Annotated in this window: 21 protein-coding genes; 8 read left to right on the forward strand and 13 right to left on the reverse strand. The window is 28.9% G+C overall.

All coding sequences use genetic code 11. The features are described 5' to 3' along the window. Positions 1–2: 2 nt before the first annotated feature. The 11 genes from BXQ17_RS03700 to BXQ17_RS03750 form a co-directional block, all read right to left on the reverse strand. Positions 3–3128, reverse strand: a complete 3126-nt coding sequence (locus tag BXQ17_RS03700; protein ID WP_077809343.1) for a carboxypeptidase regulatory-like domain-containing protein — start codon at positions 3126–3128, stop codon at positions 3–5. 97 nt (positions 3129–3225) lie between these two features. Next, positions 3226–3672 carry a 50S ribosomal protein L9 gene (rplI, locus tag BXQ17_RS03705; RefSeq protein WP_077809344.1) on the reverse strand — a complete coding sequence of 149 codons (447 nt, stop codon included), beginning with the start codon at positions 3670–3672 and terminating at the stop codon, positions 3226–3228. 15 nt (positions 3673–3687) lie between these two features. Next, the gene (rpsR, locus tag BXQ17_RS03710; RefSeq protein ID WP_077809345.1) at positions 3688–3984 is read right to left on the reverse strand and encodes a 30S ribosomal protein S18; all 297 of its coding nucleotides are present in this window, start codon (positions 3982–3984) and stop codon (positions 3688–3690) included. A gap of 3 nt (positions 3985–3987) precedes the next feature. After that, a complete protein-coding gene (gene rpsF, locus BXQ17_RS03715; protein WP_077809346.1) occupies positions 3988–4329 on the reverse strand; it encodes a 30S ribosomal protein S6 in 342 nt (113 codons plus the stop codon). A gap of 107 nt (positions 4330–4436) precedes the next feature. Beyond that, complete coding sequence (gene ald / locus BXQ17_RS03720) at positions 4437–5522, reverse strand: alanine dehydrogenase (RefSeq protein WP_077809347.1); 1086 nt, start codon at positions 5520–5522, stop codon at positions 4437–4439. A 216-nt stretch (positions 5523–5738) separates the two neighbouring features. Beyond that, positions 5739–6860 carry a hypothetical protein gene (locus BXQ17_RS03725; protein WP_077809348.1) on the reverse strand — a complete coding sequence of 374 codons (1122 nt, stop codon included), beginning with the start codon at positions 6858–6860 and terminating at the stop codon, positions 5739–5741. Between the two features lie 34 nt (positions 6861–6894). Next, positions 6895–7695, reverse strand: coding sequence for a hypothetical protein (locus BXQ17_RS03730; protein ID WP_077809349.1), 801 nt, complete (start codon positions 7693–7695; stop codon positions 6895–6897). After that, entirely contained in the window at positions 7682–8242 is a 561-nt protein-coding gene (locus BXQ17_RS03735; RefSeq protein WP_077809350.1) for an RNA polymerase sigma factor, read from the reverse strand. Before BXQ17_RS03735 ends, BXQ17_RS03730 begins: the two co-directional genes overlap by 14 nt. A 125-nt stretch (positions 8243–8367) precedes the next feature. Continuing rightward, positions 8368–9843, reverse strand: coding sequence for a malate dehydrogenase (quinone) (gene mqo, locus BXQ17_RS03740; protein WP_077811345.1), 1476 nt, complete (start codon positions 9841–9843; stop codon positions 8368–8370). A 34-nt stretch (positions 9844–9877) separates the two neighbouring features. Further along, on the reverse strand, positions 9878–12319 hold the full coding sequence (gene priA, locus BXQ17_RS03745) for a primosomal protein N' (RefSeq protein WP_077809351.1): 2442 nt from the start codon (positions 12317–12319) through the stop codon (positions 9878–9880). A 207-nt stretch (positions 12320–12526) separates the two neighbouring features. After that, positions 12527–13708, reverse strand: coding sequence for a class I SAM-dependent RNA methyltransferase (locus BXQ17_RS03750; protein WP_077809352.1), 1182 nt, complete (start codon positions 13706–13708; stop codon positions 12527–12529). A gap of 187 nt (positions 13709–13895) precedes the next feature. Between BXQ17_RS03750 and BXQ17_RS03755 the strand changes: the two genes are divergently transcribed. Both BXQ17_RS03755 and BXQ17_RS03760 read left to right on the forward strand, forming a co-directional pair. Continuing rightward, positions 13896–14621, forward strand: a complete 726-nt coding sequence (locus BXQ17_RS03755; RefSeq protein WP_077809353.1) for a class I SAM-dependent methyltransferase — start codon at positions 13896–13898, stop codon at positions 14619–14621. Continuing rightward, positions 14618–15295 carry a ZIP family metal transporter gene (locus BXQ17_RS03760; protein WP_077809354.1) on the forward strand — a complete coding sequence of 226 codons (678 nt, stop codon included), beginning with the start codon at positions 14618–14620 and terminating at the stop codon, positions 15293–15295. The genes BXQ17_RS03755 and BXQ17_RS03760 overlap by 4 nt, the downstream gene beginning before the upstream one ends. A 64-nt stretch (positions 15296–15359) precedes the next feature. On the opposite strand, the gene BXQ17_RS03765 is transcribed toward BXQ17_RS03760, so the two are convergent. Then, entirely contained in the window at positions 15360–17543 is a 2184-nt protein-coding gene (locus tag BXQ17_RS03765) for an ATP-dependent DNA helicase RecQ (RefSeq protein WP_077809355.1), read from the reverse strand. A gap of 139 nt (positions 17544–17682) precedes the next feature. Between BXQ17_RS03765 and BXQ17_RS03770 the strand changes: the two genes are divergently transcribed. The 4 genes from BXQ17_RS03770 to lptB all read left to right on the forward strand — a co-directional run bounded on the left by BXQ17_RS03770 (position 17683) and on the right by lptB (position 20615). Further along, positions 17683–18651 (forward strand): SIS domain-containing protein, encoded by a 969-nt coding sequence (locus BXQ17_RS03770; protein ID WP_077809356.1) that lies wholly within the window; start codon positions 17683–17685, stop codon positions 18649–18651. Continuing rightward, a complete protein-coding gene (tatC, locus tag BXQ17_RS03775) occupies positions 18651–19478 on the forward strand; it encodes a twin-arginine translocase subunit TatC (RefSeq protein ID WP_077809357.1) in 828 nt (275 codons plus the stop codon). The genes BXQ17_RS03770 and tatC overlap by 1 nt, the downstream gene beginning before the upstream one ends. Then, on the forward strand, positions 19453–19800 hold the full coding sequence (locus BXQ17_RS03780; protein WP_077809358.1) for a carboxymuconolactone decarboxylase family protein: 348 nt from the start codon (positions 19453–19455) through the stop codon (positions 19798–19800). The genes tatC and BXQ17_RS03780 overlap by 26 nt, the downstream gene beginning before the upstream one ends. A 77-nt stretch (positions 19801–19877) precedes the next feature. Continuing rightward, the gene (lptB, locus tag BXQ17_RS03785; protein ID WP_077809359.1) at positions 19878–20615 is read left to right on the forward strand and encodes an LPS export ABC transporter ATP-binding protein; all 738 of its coding nucleotides are present in this window, start codon (positions 19878–19880) and stop codon (positions 20613–20615) included. Positions 20616–20648: 33 nt separating this feature from the next. Here lptB and BXQ17_RS03790 read toward each other — a convergent pair whose 3' ends face one another. Further along, positions 20649–21377, reverse strand: a complete 729-nt coding sequence (locus BXQ17_RS03790) for a phosphatidylcholine/phosphatidylserine synthase (protein WP_077809360.1) — start codon at positions 21375–21377, stop codon at positions 20649–20651. Between the two features lie 106 nt (positions 21378–21483). Here BXQ17_RS03790 and BXQ17_RS03795 point away from each other — a divergent pair, with 106 nt between their 5' ends. Beyond that, the gene (locus BXQ17_RS03795; protein WP_077809361.1) at positions 21484–22458 is read left to right on the forward strand and encodes a YheT family hydrolase; all 975 of its coding nucleotides are present in this window, start codon (positions 21484–21486) and stop codon (positions 22456–22458) included. Positions 22459–22538: 80 nt separating this feature from the next. Further along, positions 22539–23609, forward strand: coding sequence for a PorV/PorQ family protein (locus BXQ17_RS03800; RefSeq protein ID WP_077809362.1), 1071 nt, complete (start codon positions 22539–22541; stop codon positions 23607–23609). Positions 23610–23613: the final 4 nt, after the last annotated feature.

Genomic DNA, 23613 nt, shown 5'->3' on the forward strand with positions numbered 1-23613 from the left:
ATTTAGAAAATATAACGTAAACCAATTTGAGCTTGCCATCTTGATAATAATGAAGATGAGTAACCAAAAGTTGTTTTTTGATTTTCATCAAAAGTATAAATTGGGTCACCAGAATTATCAAAACTAACACCAATTGGTTGTACACTGTTTGGTTGTTGAATTAAACCCCATTTAGAGTTTAATAAATTACCAAAGTTTAAAATATCTACACTAAACTGAACAGTATTTGTTTTACCATTACCAACGTTAATGTTTAAATCTTGTAATAATTTGATATCCCATTTTCCTCTCCAAGGTGCTAAGGCTCCGTATCTTTCTGCATATTCTCCTCTTCTACCGTTTAAGTAATCATCTTGCTGAATGTAGTTTTCGAAAGCAGTAGCTTGTCCTGCTCCAGAGAATTGCATTTGTGTAACTTCACTAGTTGTTGGAATGTAAATTAAATCGTTTCCGGCTGCACCGTCTCCGTTAATATCTCCACCATATGTGTAATTAAATCTTCCGCCTTGTGCATATTCAAAAAATGCAGATAAAGTAGTAGACCATTTGTCATTTCCGTATGTCCACTTTTTACTAGCAACACCAACTATTCGATGTGTATCACCATATTTAGAATAACTTAATTGCTCGTCATTTACATTATTTAATGCTGGATTAAATGCAAATGCATCACCTGTAATTTCTGCTTCTATAGAGTTTACATCTTTAGCATTTAAATAATTATAAGCAATAGTTGTGTACAAACCATTATCAAAAGTTTTTTGAGCTTTAAAAGAAGCATTCCAGATTCTACCTTTGTTTGAATTTGTTAAAGTATATGCGTTTGCATTTCCTAAGAAAGAAGTTGCATGATCTCCTGCTAAATAAACAGGTCTATTATCTACACCACTTAAAGTACCAGAAGGTGTTTTTAATCCCCAATTTTGTACATGTACACCGTTAATGTCTTTCGTGTAAGAAACATCTGTAGTTAAAACTACTCCGTTTTCTAAACGTTTATCAACACCAATATTTGTTCTCCAAACTTGTGGAAATTTAAAATCTGGATCTACAACTTGATAAAAGAAAACATCAGACCCACTTACTTGGTTTCCAATCCATACAAACGGTAAACGACCTGTAAACAATCCTGTTCCACCTCTAATTTGTAAACTAGAATCTCCTTTAGCATCCCAATTAAAACCAACTCTTGGCGAAATTAACCATTGGTTAGACGGCATTTCTGTAGAATCAAATACATAAGGATTTCCTGTCTCGGGATCTGTATATTCTATTCCTGGAACAAACCATTCTGAATTTTCTGTATCTATAAATTTTTGAGCTAATTCTGATGTATTAAAGAATAAAGGTTTATCAAATCTTATACCGTATGTAAGCTTAAAATTGTTATTCACTTCCCATTCATCTTGAACATAAAAAGCTAATTGGCCAAAATTCATTTCAGCTAAATTCCATCCACCATCTACTCCTTCACCTAAATTATTTTTAGTATTAAAAGTAGTCTGAGCATTTGCCAATGCATTGGCGTAATTATTTGCATCAAAATTATTAATATCAACATTTCCAAAAACATCAAAACCATAACCTTTTAAGTTAAACGAGTTTTTAAACATAAATTTTTCGAAAGAGAAACCAACTGTATAAGTATGATCCCCTTGAAAAAAATTCATATTATTTGTTAATTGAAATACTTTTTGATCTAATCTATTGTTAATAGAAAAAGGTTCGTGACCAGCTATAATATATGGTGACCCATTTTTATAAATATTAATTACTGGTGCCGGAGCAGAAAAAGGATCTCTTGAATCTTCAAAATGAGAATATCCTAATTGTAACTTATTTGTGGTATTTTCAGTTAAATTAGAATTCAATTCAAATTGAAAAGAATTTAATTTATTATTAATTCTATAACCTGAGTTTTGAAATTGTAAAGTGTTAAAGTCTGGTCCACGTCTGTTAATTGCAGTTGGATGCGCAGGTTTATCTTTAGAGGCATTCAAGAAATTATAAATAAAAGCAACTCTATTGTTTTCATTCACATTCCAATCTAATTTAAAAATACCTTTTGTAGATTCTGTGTCGTGTGTAAAACCTTCGTAACTACCAGTATCATAACCAATACCAGCAAGAGCGTTTTTAACATTAATTAAATCTTGCTCTAAAACTCTAGATTCATTTATTAAACCAGAACCTCTATTTGGTAACCAGTTTTGGCCTAAATCTACACGTTCATCTTTTTCAAAATTTGCAAAAAAGAATAATTTATTTTTTACTATTGGTCCACCAATACTAACTCCGTATTGATTTTGAGTTAATTCTGGTACAAATATATCTTGACCATTAACTTTACTACCCGTTAAATCTTCATTTCTATAAAAACCATAAACAGTACCTGTAAATTCGTTTGTACCACTTTTTGTTACTGCATTTACAGAAGCTCCTGTAAAACCAGATAATGTTACATCATAAGGCGCTGTTGATACAGAAACCTGATCAATTGCATCTAAAGAAATTGGTTGTGCACCTGTTTGTCCTCCTGGAGTTGGGGCATCTAATCCGAATGGATTGTTAAAAATTGCTCCGTCTAAAGAAAAATTATTAAACTGATCATTTCTACCACCAAAAGAATTTCCACTAGCCGAAGGCTCTAAACGTGTAAAATCTGCAGTAGATCTAGAAATTGTAGGTAATGTTTTTAATTGCATAGCAGAAACACTTGTTTGTGCACCCGTTCTATCGCTATTAAAAGTTTTGTTTTTTGATGAAGAAATAACTATTTCATCTAATGATTGCCCTTCTTCTGCTAACCTACCATCTATGTTAGTAGTTTTTCCTAGTAGTAAAAATACGTCATTAACTTCTTGAGTTTTAAATCCTAAATAACTAAATGTTATTTTGTAAGGACCACCTACTCTTAAATTTAATACAGTATACCTACCATTGTCTTGAGCGGTTGTACCAGTTAAAGTTCCTGTTGGAACATGTAATACCGAAATGGATGCACCAAATAATGGTTCTCCTGTAACATCTGTTACAATTCCTTTAATCTTTGATGAAGTAACTTGAGCGTTTACGCTAATTACTGCAAATAAAAATAAAGAAAGCACTAAAATAAATTTTTGCTTCATTTTATATAATTTGAGTTTACATCTCAAAAATAAAACAAATAAAAAGCATCTACTTATAAAGTAGATGCTTTTTTTTAACAATATGTTAACATTTTAGTTACTCTGCTACTACTTCAAAAGTAATATCAGCAACAACTGCTCTGTGTAATCTTACAGTAGCTTCGTATTTTCCTAATCTTTTAACATTACCACCAGTAACTTTGATAAACTTCTTATCAATATCTGTACCAGCTTTAGCTAATGCTGCAGCTAAATCTATGTTGTTTACAGAACCAAATAATTTGTCTCCAGATCCAACTTTAGATGCAATCTTAATTTCATATCCTTTAATTGTTTCTGCAATTGCATTTGCATCTTCAACTAATTTAGCTTCTTTAAAAGCTCTTTGTTTTAAATTCTCTGCTAAAACTTTCTTTGCAGATGAAGTAGCTAAAACTGCTTGTCCTGTAGGGATTAAAAAGTTTCTACCATAACCGTTTTTCACAGATACAACATCATCTTTAAATCCTAAATTTTCTACGTCTTGTCTTAATATCAATTCCATGTCTCTACTTCTTTATTATTTTAACAAATCTCCAACGTAAGGCATTAACGCTAAATGACGCGCTCTTTTTATTGCTTGTGCAACTTTACGTTGATACTTTAATGAAGTTCCTGTTAAACGTCTTGGTAAAATTTTACCTTGTTCGTTTACTAAATACATTAAGAAATCTGCATCTTTATAATCGATATACTTGATACCTTTCTTTTTAAATCTACAGTATTTTGCTTCTTTTTTTGTATCTATATCTAATGGCGTTAAATATCTAACGTCAGCAGATTTACCACCTTTTGCTTGTTGTTCTATTGATGCCATTTCTTATTTTTTACTAGATTTAACACGTTCAGTTCTAACTTTTGCCCAAGCTGCAGCATGTTTGTCTAATTTAACAGAAAGGTAACGCATAACGCTATCATCTCTTCTAAATTCTAACTCAAATGCAGCAATTTCTTCTCCAGCTACTTTGTACTCGAATAAGTGATAAAAACCACTTTTCTTTTTTTGGATTGGATACGCTAATTTTTTTAAGCCCCAATCTTCTTTAGAAATCATTTCGGCACCTCTAGAAACCAAATAGTCATTAAACTTTTGTACTGTTTCCTTTATCTGAGTATCAGATAAAACGGGATTCAAAATGAAAACAGTTTCGTAATGATTCATAAATTAAATATTTATTGTTTATTTTTAAGGGTGCAAATATAGTAACTTTTTAATTATTAGCACTAATAATATTGAAATGTTTATTTACAAGCTTTTTTTAAGAAAATTTAAAGATTAAAAGCTTCGTTTATTTCTTTATAAACAACGTCTCCTTTTACAATACTTAATCCTTTAGATAAGTTTTGATCTTCTTCGCATGCTTTTTCCCAACCTTTATTAGCTAGGTTTAGAACAAATGGTAAAGTTACGTTTGTTAATGCCATTGTAGATGTATAAGGTACAGCACCTGGCATATTTGCTACACAATAATGTACAACATCATCAATAATATATGTAGGATCTTCATGTGTTGTAGCTTTTGTAGTTTCAAAACAACCACCTTGATCTACAGCAACGTCTACAATAACGGTACCTGGTCTCATTTCTTTTAGCATGTCTTTGGTAATTAATTTAGGCGCTTTTCCTCCTTTAACTAAAACACCACCAACAATTAAATCATGCGTTTTAATTAATTGTCTAATACTATATTCACTAGAAAAAGCGGTAGTAACATGATTAGGTAATACATCATTTACGTAACGTAGTCTTTTCATGTTGATATCCATAATGGTTACATGAGCACCTAAACCTGCAGCCATTTTTGCAGCTTGCACACCAACAACTCCTGCACCCAAAATTAAAACTTTTCCAGGTTTTACTCCCGGAACTCCACCTAATAAAATACCACGTCCTTTAATTGGTTTTTCTAAATATTTAGCACCTTGTTGTATTGCCATTCTTCCGGCAACTTCAGACATTGGTGTTAAAAGTGGTAATGTACCGTCATTATCTTCTACAGTTTCATAAGCTATACAAATCGCTTTGCTTTTTATCATAGCAAGTGTTAACGGTTCGCTAGATGCAAAATGAAAATAAGTGAATACTATTTGGTTTTCTTTAATTAAAGGATATTCTGATGCAATTGGTTCTTTAACCTTTACAATCATTTCACTTTTACTGTAAACTTCTTCTATGGTTTCTAGAACTGTAGCACCAACTTCTAGATAATCTTTATCAAAAAAACCACTTCCTTCTCCTGCTGTAGATTGCACAAAAACTGAATGATTTCTTTTTGTAAGTTCAAAAACACCTGCAGGTGTCATACCTACTCTACTTTCGTTGTTCTTAATTTCTTTAGGAATTCCAACTATCATTTTGCTTAATTTAGATATTTTAAGCGAGTAAATTTAGTTTGATTTTTTTTGATATTTGAAACAAAATTTGATATTGTATAATTTTTATGAGATTACTAATTAAGACTCTTAATAATTAAATTTTAATAATTAATCTTTAATAATTCTCTAAATCAATAAAAAAGTCAACTCATTTGAGCTGACTTTTTTATTATCCATTATAATTTTTATGATTTTTTAATTTAAATCTAAACGAAGTCCCATAGAAATATTTCTTGTTTCAGTGTCTTTAAATAAAGGATTTAAATCGTATTTTAAATACAAACTTGTAGATTTATAACCAACATAAGCACTTAATCCGTAGTTTACCGTATTCATATTATAATTGTTAAACTGAATTTCTTGCACTTTAACATTTCTATCATCTTCATATTCTAAGTATTGTCTGGTACCTAATTTAACACCAACAAAACCACCTAAACCTGCTCTTAAACCTCTGTTTGTTCTATCATAAACAAAACCATCTTTATATTTTTTGTTTTTAGAAAAATCCCATTCGAAATGCAGAGGAATATTCATTTGAACATGTCGTAGCCTACTTTCAATTAAATTATTAGGAAATACTACAATATCTGTTCTGTCTCCGTTTTTAATATGAGATTGATTGTTATTTAACCTTAAGTTATTCCAAAGAAAAGAAAGACCATATTTAAAGTATACTTGCGAAGCTTCTTTTGTTAATCTTGTTTTCCATGTAAAACCAATTTCATAAAAATGAGATTGCCAAAATTTATATTCAGAGTCGCTTAAAGAACTAAATTTATGATCTTCTAAAACATTGTTTACACCTAAAGCAAATACAAATTGGCTTGTTGTTCTTCTATTATTTTTTCCGTCTCTTCTCCATCTTCTCTCTTTTCTTTCTCTATCTAAATCATTTTCGTCATTAACATCTTTGGTGTTTATTGAAAAACGAAAAGTTTTGTTACCTACTTTAAAAGTGTTTACATCTTCTTCATTTAAATCAGTATCGTCTGTACTAATAATTTTTCCATTAGTTTTTTCTTGAACAAGTACCTGTAATAATTGTTCTTGTTTACTAACTTGTTCTTCTATTTGTTTAGCATGATACTTAGCAACTTCTTTCTTTAAATTATCTGCTGTTTCTTTTGTAATTTCTCCTTTTTCTAATCTTTTATCAATTGCAACAACTTTTACTTTTAAAGAATCTTTTTGATTTTTTGTGATTTCTTCTATCTTTTTTGATATTTTTCTTACTTCTTTTTCAAAAGTTCTTTTTTCTTGACCAAATGTTGTTATCGACAACATTAAGAGTAATATAATTGTAATTTTTTTCATTATAAATTGTTTTATCAGGTTTGTTTTTTGTTATTTAATTGTTTCGACTTGCAATTGCAGTAGCGATGTTAGATATCTTTTTCTTTAAAGATTTTAAAAAATTATTTTCAAAAACATCATCATTAATACTTCTTTCTACTTCTGCTAATATAGTTTCTGGATTCACTTTTAAATCAGATTTTATGAGCTCAGATTTAATCGCTTTTAAAAGTTCTTCTTCACTAATATTATTATTTGCGTAATACGCTTCTACTTTTTTACTTTTTGTAGATACAGATTTTAACAAATCATCTGCATTTACGGTAATACTAAATTTTTCTTTGTTTAAATCAGAACTAGGGTTTACTTCATTTTTTGCAAATACAACAGTTGTTGTTCTTGTTGTTTTATCTACTATTGATTTTTCTAATTTTTTGTTTTTATTATTAGATTGAGCAACTTTAGTGCTTTTACTTGAAATAACACGTTTGTTATTATCAATCTTTTTGGTTTTTTCTGGTATAGACTTTTCGTTTTCTACAATTGCTTTTTCTACCGGAATTTCATTAAAATGTTCTTCTATATTTTTAATAATATTTACAGTATCTATAACTTCTTCTACTATAATTGTATCGTTTTTAATGATGATGTCTTCATCAGAAAAAATAAAAAATCCTATCGAAATTATTACGATAACACTTGCAGCATAACCTATATAAAAAAACCAACCTTTCTTTTTTTGCTTTGGTTCTTCATCTAATTTTGTAGATAAACGTTCCCAAGCCGAAACCGATGGTTCTAAAGTTCTATTTGCAAACTTTTCTTTTACGCTATTGTCTAACTTATTTGTTTTCATGAATTACTTTATTCATTTTTTTATAATTTTCTTGCAATAATTTACGTGCTTTAAATAATTGCGATTTTGATGTGTTTTCTGAAATATCTAATTTTTTTGCAATTTCAGAGTGTTTATATCCTTCTATAGCAAATAAATTAAATACCATTTTATAACCTTCTGGTAATTTGTCTATTAATTTCTGAATATCTTCTACCGAAGTATTTTCTAAACTTTCTGTTGCTGCATCGTTAAATACAAAATCTTCATCAGATACATCTACAAGGTTCTTTTTTCTGAGATAAGAGATGCACGTATTCACCATTATTCTTCGAATCCAACCTTCAAAACTACCTTCGTGTTTAAATTTATGTAAGTTGGTAAAAACTTTTAAAAAACCTTGTAACATTAAGTCTTCTGCATGATGCATATCTTTTACGTATTGCCTACAAACACCCAACATTTTAGGAGAATATTGCTCGAACAATTGCTTTTGCGCTTCTCTGTTGTTATCAATCGCTTTTTTAATTAACGATTTTTGTTTGTTATGCAATGTTATAATTTTCAAGCCTCTTTTTTCTGTTTTAACTGCCTTACAAGTATATAGACTACAAATGTTTTAAAATGGTTGTCTCTAAATTAAAAAAAGTCTTCAAAAAAATTATGAAGACTTTGTTTTATTGTAAAATATGATTATAATTTTAAGATTAACTTACTGTTTTCTAGTTCTTTAAAAAATAATTCTTCAGCAATTTCTGAATTATAAAAAGGTACCATTTTTTTTAATTTTTCTTTACTTTCTTCGGATTCCATTAATTCAGGAAAAGCTTTTTTAATAACTTCTAACATAATAGAAGTTGCTGTTGATGCTCCTGGTGAAGCACCTAATAAGCACGTGATACTTCCATCTTTACTAGAAATTACTTCGGTGCCAAATTGTAATTTTCCTCCTTCAAATTCATCCTTTTTAATAATTTGAACCCTTTGACCTGCTTTTACTACTTCCCAATCTTCATCTTTGGCATCTTTTACAAACTTTCGTAAAGAATCCATTCTGTCTTCTTTACTCATTAAAACTTGCTCTATTAAATATTGAGTTAATGGTAAATTATGCCAAAAAGCACCAAACATAGAGGGAATATTATCAAACTGAATAGATTTAAATAAATCTAAATGAGAACCTTCTTTTAAAAATTTAGGACTAAAACCGGCAAAAGGACCAAACATTAATTGACGTTTTCCATCTATAAAACGTGTATCTAAATGCGGCGTAGACATTGGTGGATCTCCAATTCCTGCTTTAGAATATACTTTTGCATTGTGTTGCTTAATAATTTCTTCGTTTTTACAAACTAACCATTCACCACTTACAGGAAAACCCCCATAACCTTCTTTTTCGTCAATTTCTACTTTTTGTAGTAGTAATAAACTACCGCCTCCTGCTCCAATAAAAACATGTTCTGCTTCTAATTGATGTATTTTTTTTGTCTTTAAATTTTTTATTTCAACCGTCCAATCTAAATCTGTATCAGGATCAATATCTAATACTTCGATATTACAATGCACTGGTGTATCAAATTCTTTTTCTAAAATTGAAAACAGTTTCTCTGTTAAAACTCCGTAATTCATTTCTGTTCCTCTATCAATTCTAGAGGCTGCCATTACTTCACTTTCATCTCTATTTTCTGTAATTAAAGGAAACCATTCCTTCATCTTTTCTTTTTCTCTTGTAAATTCAATAGAATTGAACATAAAATGTTCTTTAAAAGCCTTGAATCTTTTTTCTAAATAATCTGCATTATCCTTACCTAAAACCCAACTATGATGTTTTACTGAAGCAATAAATTCTTCTGGATTTTCTAAGAAACCTTCTTTAGTTAAAAAAGACCAAAATTGTTTTGAAGTTTCGTATTGCGAACAAATATCGATTGCCTTTTTTATAGAGATTGATCCGTCTTTATTTTCTGGACAATAATTTAATTCACACAAAGCAGAATGACCAGTACCTGCATTATTCCAAGCAGCAGAACTTTCTTGAGCAACTTTGTCTAACCTTTCTAAAATTAAAATTTCTTTCTTAGGATCTAAAAGTTTAGTAATTAATGCCAAAGTAGCACTCATAATTCCACCACCAACACATATTAAATCGTATTCTTTTTTTAATTTCATAAAGTTTTTTTTAGAATTTACAAATTTTAAATTACTAATAAGCATCAACATCTATAATAAACCGAATAGGTCTAAAATCTTTTACAGCTTCAAAGGTGTTTCTAATTTTAGTAATCTGATTTTTAGTATTTACCAAACTTTGTTTAGGCGGAATCTTTATAACAATATTTTTAATGTATTGATTTCTTATTCTTGAAACTGCCGGCGCCGTTGGTCCTAAAACATTTTCGCCAAATGAAGTGTACAATGCTTTAAAAAGCCAGTTAACACCAGAATCTACTTTGTTATAATCTTTATGTTTTAGCGTAATTTTTATAAGTCTGTAATACGGCGGATATTTATATTGCCAACGTTCTTGCAATTGTTCTTTATACATTTCTGTATAACTTGTAGTAGAAACTTGTTGTAATATTTGGTGATAAGGGTTATAGGTTTGAATAGCTACATTTCCTTGTTTTTTACTTCTACCTGCTCTACCAGAAACTTGCACCATCATATCGTAAGCACGCTCATGTGCTCTAAAGTCTGGAAAATTTAACATGGTATCTGCATTTAAAATTCCTACTAAAGAAACGTTTTCAAAATCTAAACCTTTAGAAAGCATTTGTGTACCAACCAATATATCTATTTCTTTTGCTTCAAAAGCGCCTATTATTTTTTGATAACCGTATTTACCACGTGTTGTGTCTAAATCCATTCTACCAATTTTATAGTCTGTAAATAGTTCTTTCAATTCTATTTCGATTTGTTCTGTACCAAAACCTTTTGTGTCTAAAGTGTTACTGCCGCAAGCACCACAACTATTTGGCATTGCTCTTTGGTAATTACAATAATGACATCTTAACTCGTGTTTAAATTTATGATATGTTAAAGTAACATCGCAATTTGGGCATTCTGGTGAAACACCACAAGTTTTACATTCTACAACTGGAGAATAGCCTCTTCTATTTTGAAATAAAATAACTTGTTCTTTCTCTTCTAAAGCTTCTTTTATTAACAAAAGCATTCTATCAGAAAAATGCCCAGTCATTTCTTTTTTCTTATGCTTTGTCTTAACATCTATAAGCTCTATTTTTGGCAATTGTACATTACCATGGCGTCTATTTAAAGAAACAAAACCATATTTATTTTGAGTAGCATTAAAATAAGATTCTAAAGATGGTGTTGCAGAACCTAAGAGTATTTTTGCCTTATGTATTTTAGCTAAAACAATAGCTGCATCTCTTGCATTGTATCTTGGTGAAGGCTCGAATTGTTTATAAGAAGTTTCGTGTTCTTCATCTACTACAATCAATCCTAAATTAGAAAAAGGTAAAAAAACAGATGATCTAGCACCTAATACGATTCTTGCTTTAGGCTTGTTATTTAAAACATTATTCCATACTTCTACTCTTTCGTTTATAGAATATTTAGAATGAAATACAGAAATTTGTTCGCCAAAATAAAATTGCAAACGTGTTATAATTTGTGTTGTCAATGCAATTTCTGGTAATAAAAATAAAACCTGTTTGCCTTGATCTAAAACTTCTTGAATTAGCTTTGTATAAACTTCTGTTTTACCAGAACTTGTAACGCCATGTAAAAGTGTAACATCTTTTGATTTAAAAGTTTCTTTTATTTCTAAAAGTGCTTTCGATTGGAACTCATTTAAGACTTTTAAATCGTTTGTATCTCCTTTAAACTGAACTCTATCAGTTTGAATGTGATAAAACTCAAAAATATTTTTATCTACTAAAGATTTTAATATTGATGAAGAAACATTTGCAGACGTTTCTAAATCTTTAGATTTTATAGGTTTTTTTGATGTTGCTAATTGAAAGAAGGTTAAAACAGCTTCTCGTTGTTTTTTTGCTCTAGATAAATCTTCTAATAATTTGTTTAGAGCAGTATCTGAATTATATGCAGAGTTTAATCGTACATATTTTACCAATTTGGGTTTGTATTGCTCGTAAATTTCTTCTTTAATATAAATTGCAGATTTTTTTATTAAAGAATTTACAATTGGCATTACTTTCTTTTTACCAAGAATAGCAACTACTTGGTGTATTGTTAATTGAGATTGATGATGTAGCGCTTCGAAAATTAAAAACTCATCATCTGCTAAAATAGTATCGTCTGTAAAAGCCTCATTTTTAAAAAGTATTGTTTCACTTTCTAATAAAAAAGCCGATGGTAACGATGCTCTATATACATCTCCCAAAGAGCACATGTAATAATTAGCAATCCATTGCCAATGTTGCAATTGTAGCTCATTTACAATTGGTGTTTCATCTAATATCTGATGAATTTCTTTAGCTTCATATAATGTAGGTGCATTGTTATGAATATTAAATACCAAACCTGTATACATTTTGGTTTTACCAAAAGATACAGCTACTCGCATACCTTTTTGTAAAAAATTGGCTTCATCTTCTGTAACCAAATAAGTAAATGTCTTCTGAATAGGAATTGGTAAAATAACGTCTATAAAATGCATAGAATCTAGAATTCGCTAATTATAATTTAATTATTACTATAGCATCAAAACTAATAAAAAATAGAACTAAAATAAGAAAGCAATTCCTTTTTTTAATTCTAAATTTTACTGTTTAATATGTTTAGCCCTGATTGTAGCGTTTGTTTGAGCTCTTTTTGAGTTACGAAAAAAAAGCGAGTGCGAAAAGCAGGAAATAGCTTCTAAAAATTACTCTTCAGAAATGTCTTCTTGTTTACGTTCTTTAAATTTACGGGTTCCTTCGTACAATTCGTATTTCACAAACTTACAATCTAAATCTCCGTTTTTAAGAGCGATTCTCTTAGAGGTTCTTAAACCTACACATTTTAGAGCATCTGTATCTGAAGTGATTAACCAAGCCGTAGAACCAGGATAATTGTGTTTTAAAGTGTCACCAATTTTTTTGTAAAACTCTTCTGTATCGATGTTTAATCTTTCGCCATATGGCGGATTGAATAGAATTGTTGTGTTACCAAAAACTTCTTTCGTTGAATTAAAAAAGTTTACATGATGTACACCTATAAACTCATCTAAATTTGCACTTTCTATATTTGCTTTTGCTTTTTGAACTGCAGATGGCGCTTTATCGAAACCCATAATTTTAAAGTGAGAACTTCTAATTTTCTTTAACAATGCATCTTGAATGGTAAAGTACAAATCTTCATCATAATCTTTCCAATGCTCAAAAGCAAAGAGTTTTCTGTTAATATTTGCAGGAATATTATTGGCAATCATTGCTGCCTCTATTAAAATTGTACCAGAACCACACATTGGATCAATAAAGTTCTCATCACCTGTATAACCAGATAATAATACCATTCCGGCTGCTAAAACTTCATTAATTGGTGCAATGTTCGTAGCGGTTCTATAACCTCTTTTATGTAAAGAATCTCCAGATGAATCTAAAGAAACCGTTAACCAATCTTTCTGAATGTGAACGTGTACTTTAACATCTGGGTATTTTAAATCTACATTTGGTCTTTTATGATATTTATGACGAAAATAATCTGCAATTGCATCTTTAGATTTTAAAGAGATATAATGAGAGTTTGATGTAAAATTTTTAGAATTTACTACAGCACCAATTGCAAAAGTACCATCGGCATCTAAATAGTTTTCCCATTTTATTTTTTGAATAGCTTCATATAAATCTTCTTCATCATAAATTTTACAAGTCTTTATTGGCTTTAAAATTCTAACAGCCGTTCTTAAAGCAATATTGGCTTTGTACATAAAACCTGTATCTCCTCTAAAAGAAACACTTCTTACTGCTTCTTTAACATCTTGTGCTCCTAACTTTTTAAGTTCGTCTGCCAACACACCTTCTAAACCAAAAAGTGTTGTTGCTGTCATTTTAAAATCTCTATTCATACTTGTAAAATTGTATGCAAAAATACATTTAATTGTTAGAATGATGTTATTAGAATACGGAAGTTTTAAATTAATAATTAAATTATATAATAGACAATTAAACATTTAATTTTAATTTAAAATACTTTGTTAAAATTTCATTTTACAGAATGTAAGTTTTAATTACTTTTACAGACTCAAAGCACTTATGAAAACAAAAGATTGGTTTACAGATTGGTTTAATACAAAGTATTACCACATTCTTTACAAGGATAGAAATAACTCTGAAGCACAACTATTTATTAAAAATATTACTACTTATTTAAATATTGATAAGAAAAGTACTGTTTTAGATATGCCGTGTGGTAAAGGAAGGCATTCTGTATATTTAAATTCTTTAGGTTATAATGTAACCGGAGCAGATTTATCTGAAAACAGTATTAAGTACGCAAAAAAGTTCGAAAATGATACGTTAAGTTTTAAAGTACACGATATGCGTGTTAATTTAGACGATACATATAACGCTATTTTTAATCTTTTTACAAGTTTTGGCTATTTTGATGATGATAAACAAGACATTTTAATTCTTAAAAACATTAAAAGTGCGTTAACTAAAAATGGCCTTTTTGTTTTTGATTTTTTAAACGCAAATAAAGTAAAAGCCAATTTAGTTACACAAGAAACTAAAACAGTAGAAGGTATTACTTTTGATATTAAAAGAGAAATCGTTAACGGATTTATCTTAAAACATATTTCTTTTGTTGATGATGGTAAAAATCACGCATATACAGAAAGAGTAAAATTTTTAGATTTAGAAAAAATGACTTCTTATCTAGACGCTGTTGGTTTTACAATTATTGAAACTTTTGGTGATTATAGTTTAAATAATTTTGATGCTGATAATTCTAATAGATTAATTATTGTAGCTAAATGATAAACATCTTATTAATATCTTCAGTTTTAATTGGTTCTTTATTAGTTTTTGTAATAAAACCAAGTACCAAAATAGTTCGATTATTGTTAGCTTTTAGTGGTTCTTACTTGCTCTCTGTAACTATATTACATTTGTTGCCAGAAGTTTATGAAACGACTACAGATCCTAAAAAAATAGGAATTATTATCCTTTTTGGAATAATTTTGCAATCGATTTTAGAATCTTTTTCTAAAAGAGCAGAACATGGTCATATTCACATTCATACAGACGGCAAAAAGTTTCCCACCTTATTATTTTTAAGTTTATGTTTACATGCATTTTCCGAGGGTTTGCCTATAAATCATTCTGATGATAATTTACTTTGGGCAATTGTAGTGCATAAAATACCAATTGCCATTGTACTTACTACCTTTTTAGTAAATACAAAGTACAGTAAAAAAACTATTTTTGGGTTTCTCTTTTTCTTCGGATTAATGAGTCCGTTAGGAGTTTTAATAGGAAATAAAATAGGTTTTTTCACAGATTATTATGCGGAAATTATCGCTTTAATAATCGGAATTTTCTTACACATTTCAACTATTATTCTATTTGAAAGTTCAGAAAATCATAAATTTAATATACAAAAGTTTACAGCAATTCTTTTAGGAATCTTACTTACTATTTTTACGCTATAAAAAAAGCCTATTTCAAAGAAATTAATTCTTAAAAATAGACTTAAAAATATTGTAATTAAGTTGATTAATTACCTACTTCATTTATAAATTTAATACGCATTAAACGTAATTCATCCTCATCATAGTCACCATCAAATTCATCTAAAGCTTCTTGTATTTTATCAGTTTCTGCTTCCATGAAATAATCATAGATTTCTTCTTGTTGGTCTTCATCTAGAACATCATCTAAAGCATAATTAATATCTAGCTTTGTACCAGAAAAAATAATTGCTTCCATTTCTTTGATTAGTTCTGTCATTTCTAGACCTTTCGATTTCGAAATATCTTCTAAAGGAAGTTTTCTATCTGTATTCTGAATGATATATAACTTTATTCCAGAATTTGTACCTGTACTTTTTACAATTAAATCGTCTGGTCTTAAAATTTCATTTTCTGTAACATAGTTAGAAATTAATGCTACAAATTCTTTACCAAATTTTCTTGCTTTACCTTCTCCTACTCCGTGAACTGTAGAAAGCTCTTCTAAATTAATAGGATATTTTAGAGCCATATCATCTAATGACGGATCTTGAAAAACAGCAAACGGAGGAACACCTTGTTTATTAGCTACTTTTTTACGTAAATCTTTTAAGAGTTTAACCAATGTAGCATCTGTTGCAGCACCAGCAGACTTAGCATTTGTAATTATTGTATTGTCATTTTCTTCAGAATAAGAATGATCTTCTGTCATCATAAAAGAAACTGGTTTTTCTAAAAAGCTTTCTCCTTTTTTAGTTAATTTTACGACTCCGTATTGTTCTATTTCTTTTTTGATAAAGTTTACAACTAAAACTTGTCTAACCAAAGCCATCCAATAAGCTGCTTTTTTCTCTTTACCAATTCCAAAAAATGGTTGTAAATGTGTTTTATGAGAAGTTAATAATGCATTTTCTTTACCTATTAAAGTATTTACAACTTCTTTAGATTTGTATTTTTGCATTGTATTTTTAACAACTGATAACAGTTTAATTACATCTTCTTTTGCTTCGTGTTTTTTCTTCGGATTTCTAGAATTATCATCCATATCGGCTCCTTCACCGTTTATTTCATCAAAATCTTCACCAAAATAATGTAATAAATATTTACGTCTATTCATAGAAGTTTCGGCATAACCTACAACTTCTTGTAACAAAGCATGACCAATTTCTTGTTCTGCTACTGGTTTACTAGACATAAATTTTTCTAACTTTTCTATGTCTTTATAAGAATAAAAAGCCAAACAATAACCTTCACCATCATCTCTACCTGCTCTACCAGTTTCTTGGTAATAGCTTTCTAAACTTTTAGGAATATCGTGGTGTATAACAAATCGAACATCTGGCTTGTCAATTCCCATTCCAAAAGCTATGGTAGCAACCACAATATCACAATCTTCCATCAAAAACATATCTTGATGTTTTGCTCTTGTTTTTGCATCTAAACCAGCATGATAAGGAACAGCATTTAAACCATTAACTTGTAATATTTGAGCTACTTCTTCTACCTTTTTTCTACTTAAACAATATATAATACCAGATTTGCCAATTCTTTGTTTTACAAAACGAATAATATCTTTTTCTACTTCTTTGGTTTTTGGCCTAACCTCGTAAAATAAGTTTGGTCTATTAAAAGAAGCTTTAAATCTATTGGCATCTGTTATACCCAAAGTTTTTAAAATGTCTTCTTGTACTTTTTCAGTAGCTGTAGCAGTTAAACAAATAACAGGTACATTATCTATAGCTTTAATTATGTGCTTTAAATTTCTGTATTCAGGTCTAAAATCGTGCCCCCATTCAGAAATACAATGCGCTTCATCTATTGCTACAAAAGAAATTTTTTGAGTTCTTAAGAATAAAACATACTCTTCTTTAATTAAAGATTCTGGTGCTACGTATAAAAGTTTTGTAACTCCGTTAGAAATATCGTCTTTAACTTTTGCTATTTCTGTTTTGTTAAGAGAAGAATTTAATACATGGGCAACACCATTATTTTCTGAAATACCTCTAATGGCATCTACTTGATTTTTCATTAAAGCAATTAACGGAGAAACTACAATTGCTGTACCTTCTTGCATTAATGCAGGTAGTTGATAACATAGAGATTTACCACCTCCTGTTGGCATAATAACAAAAGTATTATTACCATTTACAATACTATTAACAACTTGCTCTTGTAAGCCTTTAAATTTATTGAATCCAAAGAACTTTTTTAGAGGGCTATGTAAATCCATTTATAAAAATATTCGTTTAACGTTAAAAACAAAATACAAACCTTTATATAGTTTGATGAAACTATTTTTTGTAGTAAATTTGCCTGTTTCTTATATCTAAAGATATAACTTTTTTTTGTTTTAATAAAATACAAAACTATTGAAAAAAATTAATACGATACTACAAACCGCAAAAGAAACTATCTTATTGGAAAGTAGTGCAATTGCGAATTTAGCAAATTTATTAGATGATAACTTCGAAAATGCCGTTAATTTTATATTAAATGCAAACGGAAGGGTCATAATTACAGGAATTGGCAAAAGCGCAAATATAGCAAACAAAATTGTAGCAACTTTTAACTCTACAGGTACGCCTGCAATATTTATGCATGCAGCAGATGCAATTCATGGAGATTTAGGAAACGTACAAGAAAATGATGTAGTTATTTGTTTGTCTAAAAGTGGTAATACTCCAGAAATTAAAGTATTGGTTCCCTTAATCAAAAATTATGGTAATAAAATTATTGCTATAACAGGTAACGTTGATTCCTTTTTAGGTAAAAATGCCGATTTCCCTTTAAATACTTTTGTAGAAAAAGAAGCTTGTACAAATAATTTGGCGCCAACAACTAGCACAACAGCACAATTGGTTATGGGAGATGCATTAGCTATGTGCTTGCAAGATTTAAGAGGTTTTTCTAGCAAAGATTTTGCTAAATATCATCCAGGAGGTGCTTTGGGTAAACGTTTATACCTAAGAGTTTCTGACTTAATTGCAAATAACCAAGTTCCTAAAGTAAATAGCACAGATTCAATTTCAAAAGTTATTGTAGAAATATCAGAAAAAAGATTAGGTGTTACAGCTGTTTTAGAAAACGAAACGTTGGTAGGTATTATTACTGATGGCGATATTAGAAGAATGCTTAGTAAAACAACAGACATAAACCATTTTACGGCAAAAGACATTATGGGTAAAAGCCCAAAAACTGTTTTAGAAAACGCAATGGCTATCGAGGCTTTAGATAAGTTAGAAAACAATAGTATTACTCAAATTTTAGTAATAAACGATAAAAATGAATATGTTGGTGTTGTACATTTACATGATTTAATTAAAGAAGGAATTTTCTAATGGCAGAAGAACAAAAAGAAATGTCTTTTCTAGGACATTTAGAAGAATTAAGATGGCATTTGGTAAGAAGTGCATCAGCAATATTTATTATCGGAATTTTATTATTCATTTTTCAGAAAGAAGTCTACGAATACTTTTTACTAGCGCATAGAAAACCAGATTTTATAACCTATCAGGTTTTTTGTGACTTTTTTAATTTCTTAGGATTAGATAGTACTTTTTGTAACGTAAAATTTAATGATAATTTAATCAGTTTAAAACCAACACAACAATTAATGAATGCTATTTGGTCTTCATTAATTTTAGGAATAATACTTGCATTTCCTTATTTATTATGGGAATTGTGGCGTTTTATTGCACCAGGATTAACAGAAAGAGAAATTAAAAATTCGAGAGGTTTTATTTTTATAGCTTCATTTTTATTTTTCTGCGGAATCGCATTTAGCTTTTATGTAATTGCGCCTATTTCAATTCATTTCTTGTACAATTATCAAATTACAGATTTAATTCAGAATAATTTTACAATGGATTCTCATATTGGTTTGGTTACGAATATGTTATTAGGAATTTCAATTTTATTCGAATTACCTGTTCTAATTTATTTTTTAACTAAAATAGGATTGGTAACTCCAGAATTTTTAAAAAAATACAGAAAACATGCGTTAGTAGTTGTACTAATATTAGCAGCTATTATTACGCCTCCAGATATTGCTAGTCAAGTTATTGTAGCAATTCCGATACTTATCTTATATGAAATAAGTATCAAAGTTTCAAAAATGGTGATCAAAAAACAATTAAAAGATGCACAAAAAAGTCCAAGAATTTAACGACTACCGTTCTAAAATGAACAAGAAAATTTTAGATTCTGATAATAAAGTAATTAAAAGAATTTTTAATTTAGATACAAATGCTTTTAAAGAAGGGCATTTACCAGTAAAAACAAAAGAACTATTAGGTTTAGTTGCTTCTGCAGTTTTAAGATGTGATGATTGTATTCAATATCATTTAGAGTCGGCTAAAGAAAACGGAGTAACAACAGAAGAAATGATGGAAACAATGTCTATTGCCAACTTAGTTGGTGGTACAATTGTTATACCTCATTTAAGAAAAGCAGTAGAATATTGGGAAATGTTAGATGAAAAAGAGTAACTGTTTAAGATACCTTTAATAATAATAAAGTAGTTTTTTACTACTTTTAACAAACCCAAAAACTACATATTTAAAATATGATTTTAAGAGCAGATAACATTCAGAAAATCTACGGAAGTAGAAAAGTTGTAAAAGGTATTTCTTTAGAAGTACAACAAGGAGAAATTATAGGTTTATTAGGTCCTAACGGTGCAGGTAAAACTACTTCTTTTTACATGATTGTTGGTATGATTAAACCAAATGCTGGTAAAATATTTTTAAATGATGAAGAAATAACCCAAGATGCCATGTATAAACGTGCGCAAAAAGGGATTGGATATTTAGCACAAGAAGCTTCTGTTTTTAGAAAACTTTCTGTAGAAGACAACATTATGTCTGTTTTACAATTTACAGGTCGTTCTAAAAAAGAACAAAAGATAAAATTAGAATCTTTAATAGAAGAATTTAATATTGGTCATGTTCGTAAAAACAGAGGTGATTTATTATCTGGTGGAGAAAGAAGAAGAACAGAAATTGCTCGATGTTTAGCTTCAGACCCTAACTTTATTCTTTTAGACGAGCCCTTTGCAGGTGTAGATCCTATTGCTGTAGAAGATATACAAAGTATTGTAGCGCATTTAAAAGATAGAAATATTGGAATTTTAATTACAGATCATGATGTACAAGCAACTTTAGCTATTACAGATAAGACTTATTTAATGTACAACGGAAGTATTCTTAAAGAAGGAACACCAGAAGAACTTGCTGCTGATGAAATGGTAAGAAAAGTATATTTAGGTAAAGATTTTGAGCTTAAAAAACGTAAAGTTTTTTAAGACAAACCTTATTCTATAAAAAAAGCATCAATTTTAAATTGATGCTTTTTTAGAATTTGATATGAGCGATAATAAAACATAAATTGTTATTATTAAAGGAATCGATAAATATTGTAAACTGATAATCATTATAATTGATATCAACAAAAATAAATATTTAACGATATTATTTTTAATTGCATAATTTTTAAATTTCAAAGAAAATAAAGGTAGTTCTGCATTCATTAAATAGGTTAATAAAAGTGTAATCGTTATTAAAAAGTAATTATTTCTAATAAGATCATTTACAAATTCTAGATCAGAATATTCTAAAATTAATGGTAATGAAATTACAAATAAACTCATTGCAGGTGTTGGTAATCCTATAAAAGATTCAGATTGTCTTGTATCAATATTAAATTTTGCTAATCTGTAGCATGCGCCTAAAGTTAGTATCAATCCCACAAACGGAATTATAGTTGGTAAGTTAAATTCATCAATAAATGTATCTGAACCAATTACCTTGTCTCCTATTAACTTAAACATTATAATTCCTGGCACAACACCACTAGTTACCATATCTGCTAAAGAATCTAGTTGTTTTCCCAATTCTCCAGAAACGTTTAATAAACGAGCAGCAAAACCATCAAAAAAATCAAAAAAGATACCTAAAACCACGAATAAACCTGCAGATACAAAGTTGTTATTAACAGCTAAAATGGTTGCAATTGTTCCGCAAAATAAATTACCTAATGTTAGTAAGTTAGGAATGTGTTTTTTCATTATAAAATTTGATTAGAAGGCTAAAATAATAAATCCTAATTTGGTAATTTTCTAAAATTATCAATATTTTATGTATTTTTAAAAATTATCATACAAATCATTAAGAATGCCAATATTAAAATCGGACTTCTCTCCTACTTTACCTTTTAAAAACGGACATTTTAATACAATTTATCGTCCTTTATTTTCTAAGGAAACATGTACTTATTCTCGTAAAAGAATTTCTACTTGGGATAATGATTTTATCGATTTAGATTTTTCTAAAGTTGGTTCTAAAAATTTAGTATTGTTAATTCATGGTTTAGAAGGAAGTTCTCAATCAAAATATATTATTTCTTCTGTAAATCATTTAAATAGTAAAGGTTTAGACACTGTTTCGTTAAATTTAAGAAGTTGTAGTGGTGAAGATAATTTACTTTTAGACACTTATCATAGTGGTAAAACCGAAGATGTGGATTTTGTAATTAAACATATTACTACCAACTATAATTACGATTCAATAGTAATTATAGGTTTTAGTTTGGGCGGAAATTTAACTTTAAAATATTTAGGAGAATATCAAGAAAAACTATCTAACATTGTTAAAGGTGGAATTGCTGTTTCTGTACCAATTGATATAACTACTGCAGAAAAAGAATTAGACAAATTTAAAAATAGATTATATGTAGAAGTATTTTTTAAGACTTTAAAAAGTAAAATTTTAGATAAAGCGAATAAATTCCCAGAGTTTCAATTAGATAAAGAACGCTTAAAAAAAGCAACAAAGTTTAAACATTTAGAATATTTATATACAGTACCTGTTTTTGGCTTTAAAAATCCAGAAGATTATTGGGAAAAAGCTAGCTCTAAACCTTATTCTTCTAAAATAGATAGACCAACTTTACTTTTAAATGCTAAAGATGATACTTTCTTGTCTGCAGAATGTTACCCAAGAAAAGAAGCGATTAAATCTCGTAATTTTTATTTAGTAATTCCAGAATTTGGTGGTCATTGTGGTTTTATGAGTTCCTTTAAAACAGAAGAAAATAATTGGCTAGAAACCAAAATAGCTTCTTTTATCGAAGAAAAAATTCAAATATAACTTTATGAAACAATATCTTACTAAAACTAATGTTATTTTAATAGGATTTAAGATATTTGTTACAGAAAAAATTATGTCATTTGAAATATAAAATTTTACTTTTTTTCTTGTTCTTAACAGTATTAACAAACGCGCAGGCATTTAGAAATTACTCTAATGAATTTTTAAATATTGGTGTAGATGCTGCTGCTTTAGGTAAAAGTAAAGCTGTTGTAGCTACTACAAATAACGTTAATGCAACTTACTGGAATCCTGCAGGTTTAGTTGGTATCGAAGATTATCAAGGTTCTTTAATGTATGCCTCATATTTTGCAGGAATTGCAAACTATAACCATGCGGCTTTTGCAATGCCTATAGATAAAGAAAGTGCTTTAGGAGTTTCTGTTATTCGATTTGGTGTAGATGATATTTTAAATACAACTCAGTTAATTGATAGCGACGGAAACATAGATTTTAACAGAATTAGTTTATTTTCTGCGGCAGACTATGCGTTTAATTTAGCTTATGCTAGAAACTTAATTTTTAAAGATGTTAAGTTAGGCGTTAATGCAAAAATTGTAAGAAGAACAATTGGTGATTTTGCTTCTTCGTGGGGATTTGGTTTTGATATTGGTCTTCAATTTGAAAGAAATAATTGGAAATTTGGTTTAATGGCCAGAGATATAACTACAACTTTTAATAGTTGGGCTATAAATGAAGAAGAATTTGAAAAAATTAGAAATGCAATTCCTGGTCAAAATCAAGAATTACCACAAAATACAGAAATTACAAAACCAAAACTACAACTAGGTGTTGCCAGAGATTTTAAAATTGGCCGATTTTTTAATTTACAAACAGAAGTAGATTTAAATATAAGATTTGCAAGAACAAATGATATCTTCTCTTCGAATGCAGGAAGTATAGATCCGGCAATTGGGTTGCAATTAGATTATGAAAATATTGTTTATTTAAGAGCTGGTGTTGGTAATTTTCAATATCAAACAGAATTTGATGGCTCTAAATCTTTAAACACACAACCAAATTTTGGTGTTGGATTTAATTATAAAGGAATTCATGTTGATTATGCTTTAACTAATATTGGTAGTGTCGGAAACGCTTTGTATTCTAATATCTTTTCTATTACCATAGATTATAATTTACTTAGACCTTAATATA

It is taken from the genome of Polaribacter sp. BM10, from assembly GCF_002005425.1.
GTDB lineage: Bacteria > Bacteroidota > Bacteroidia > Flavobacteriales > Flavobacteriaceae > Polaribacter > Polaribacter marinaquae.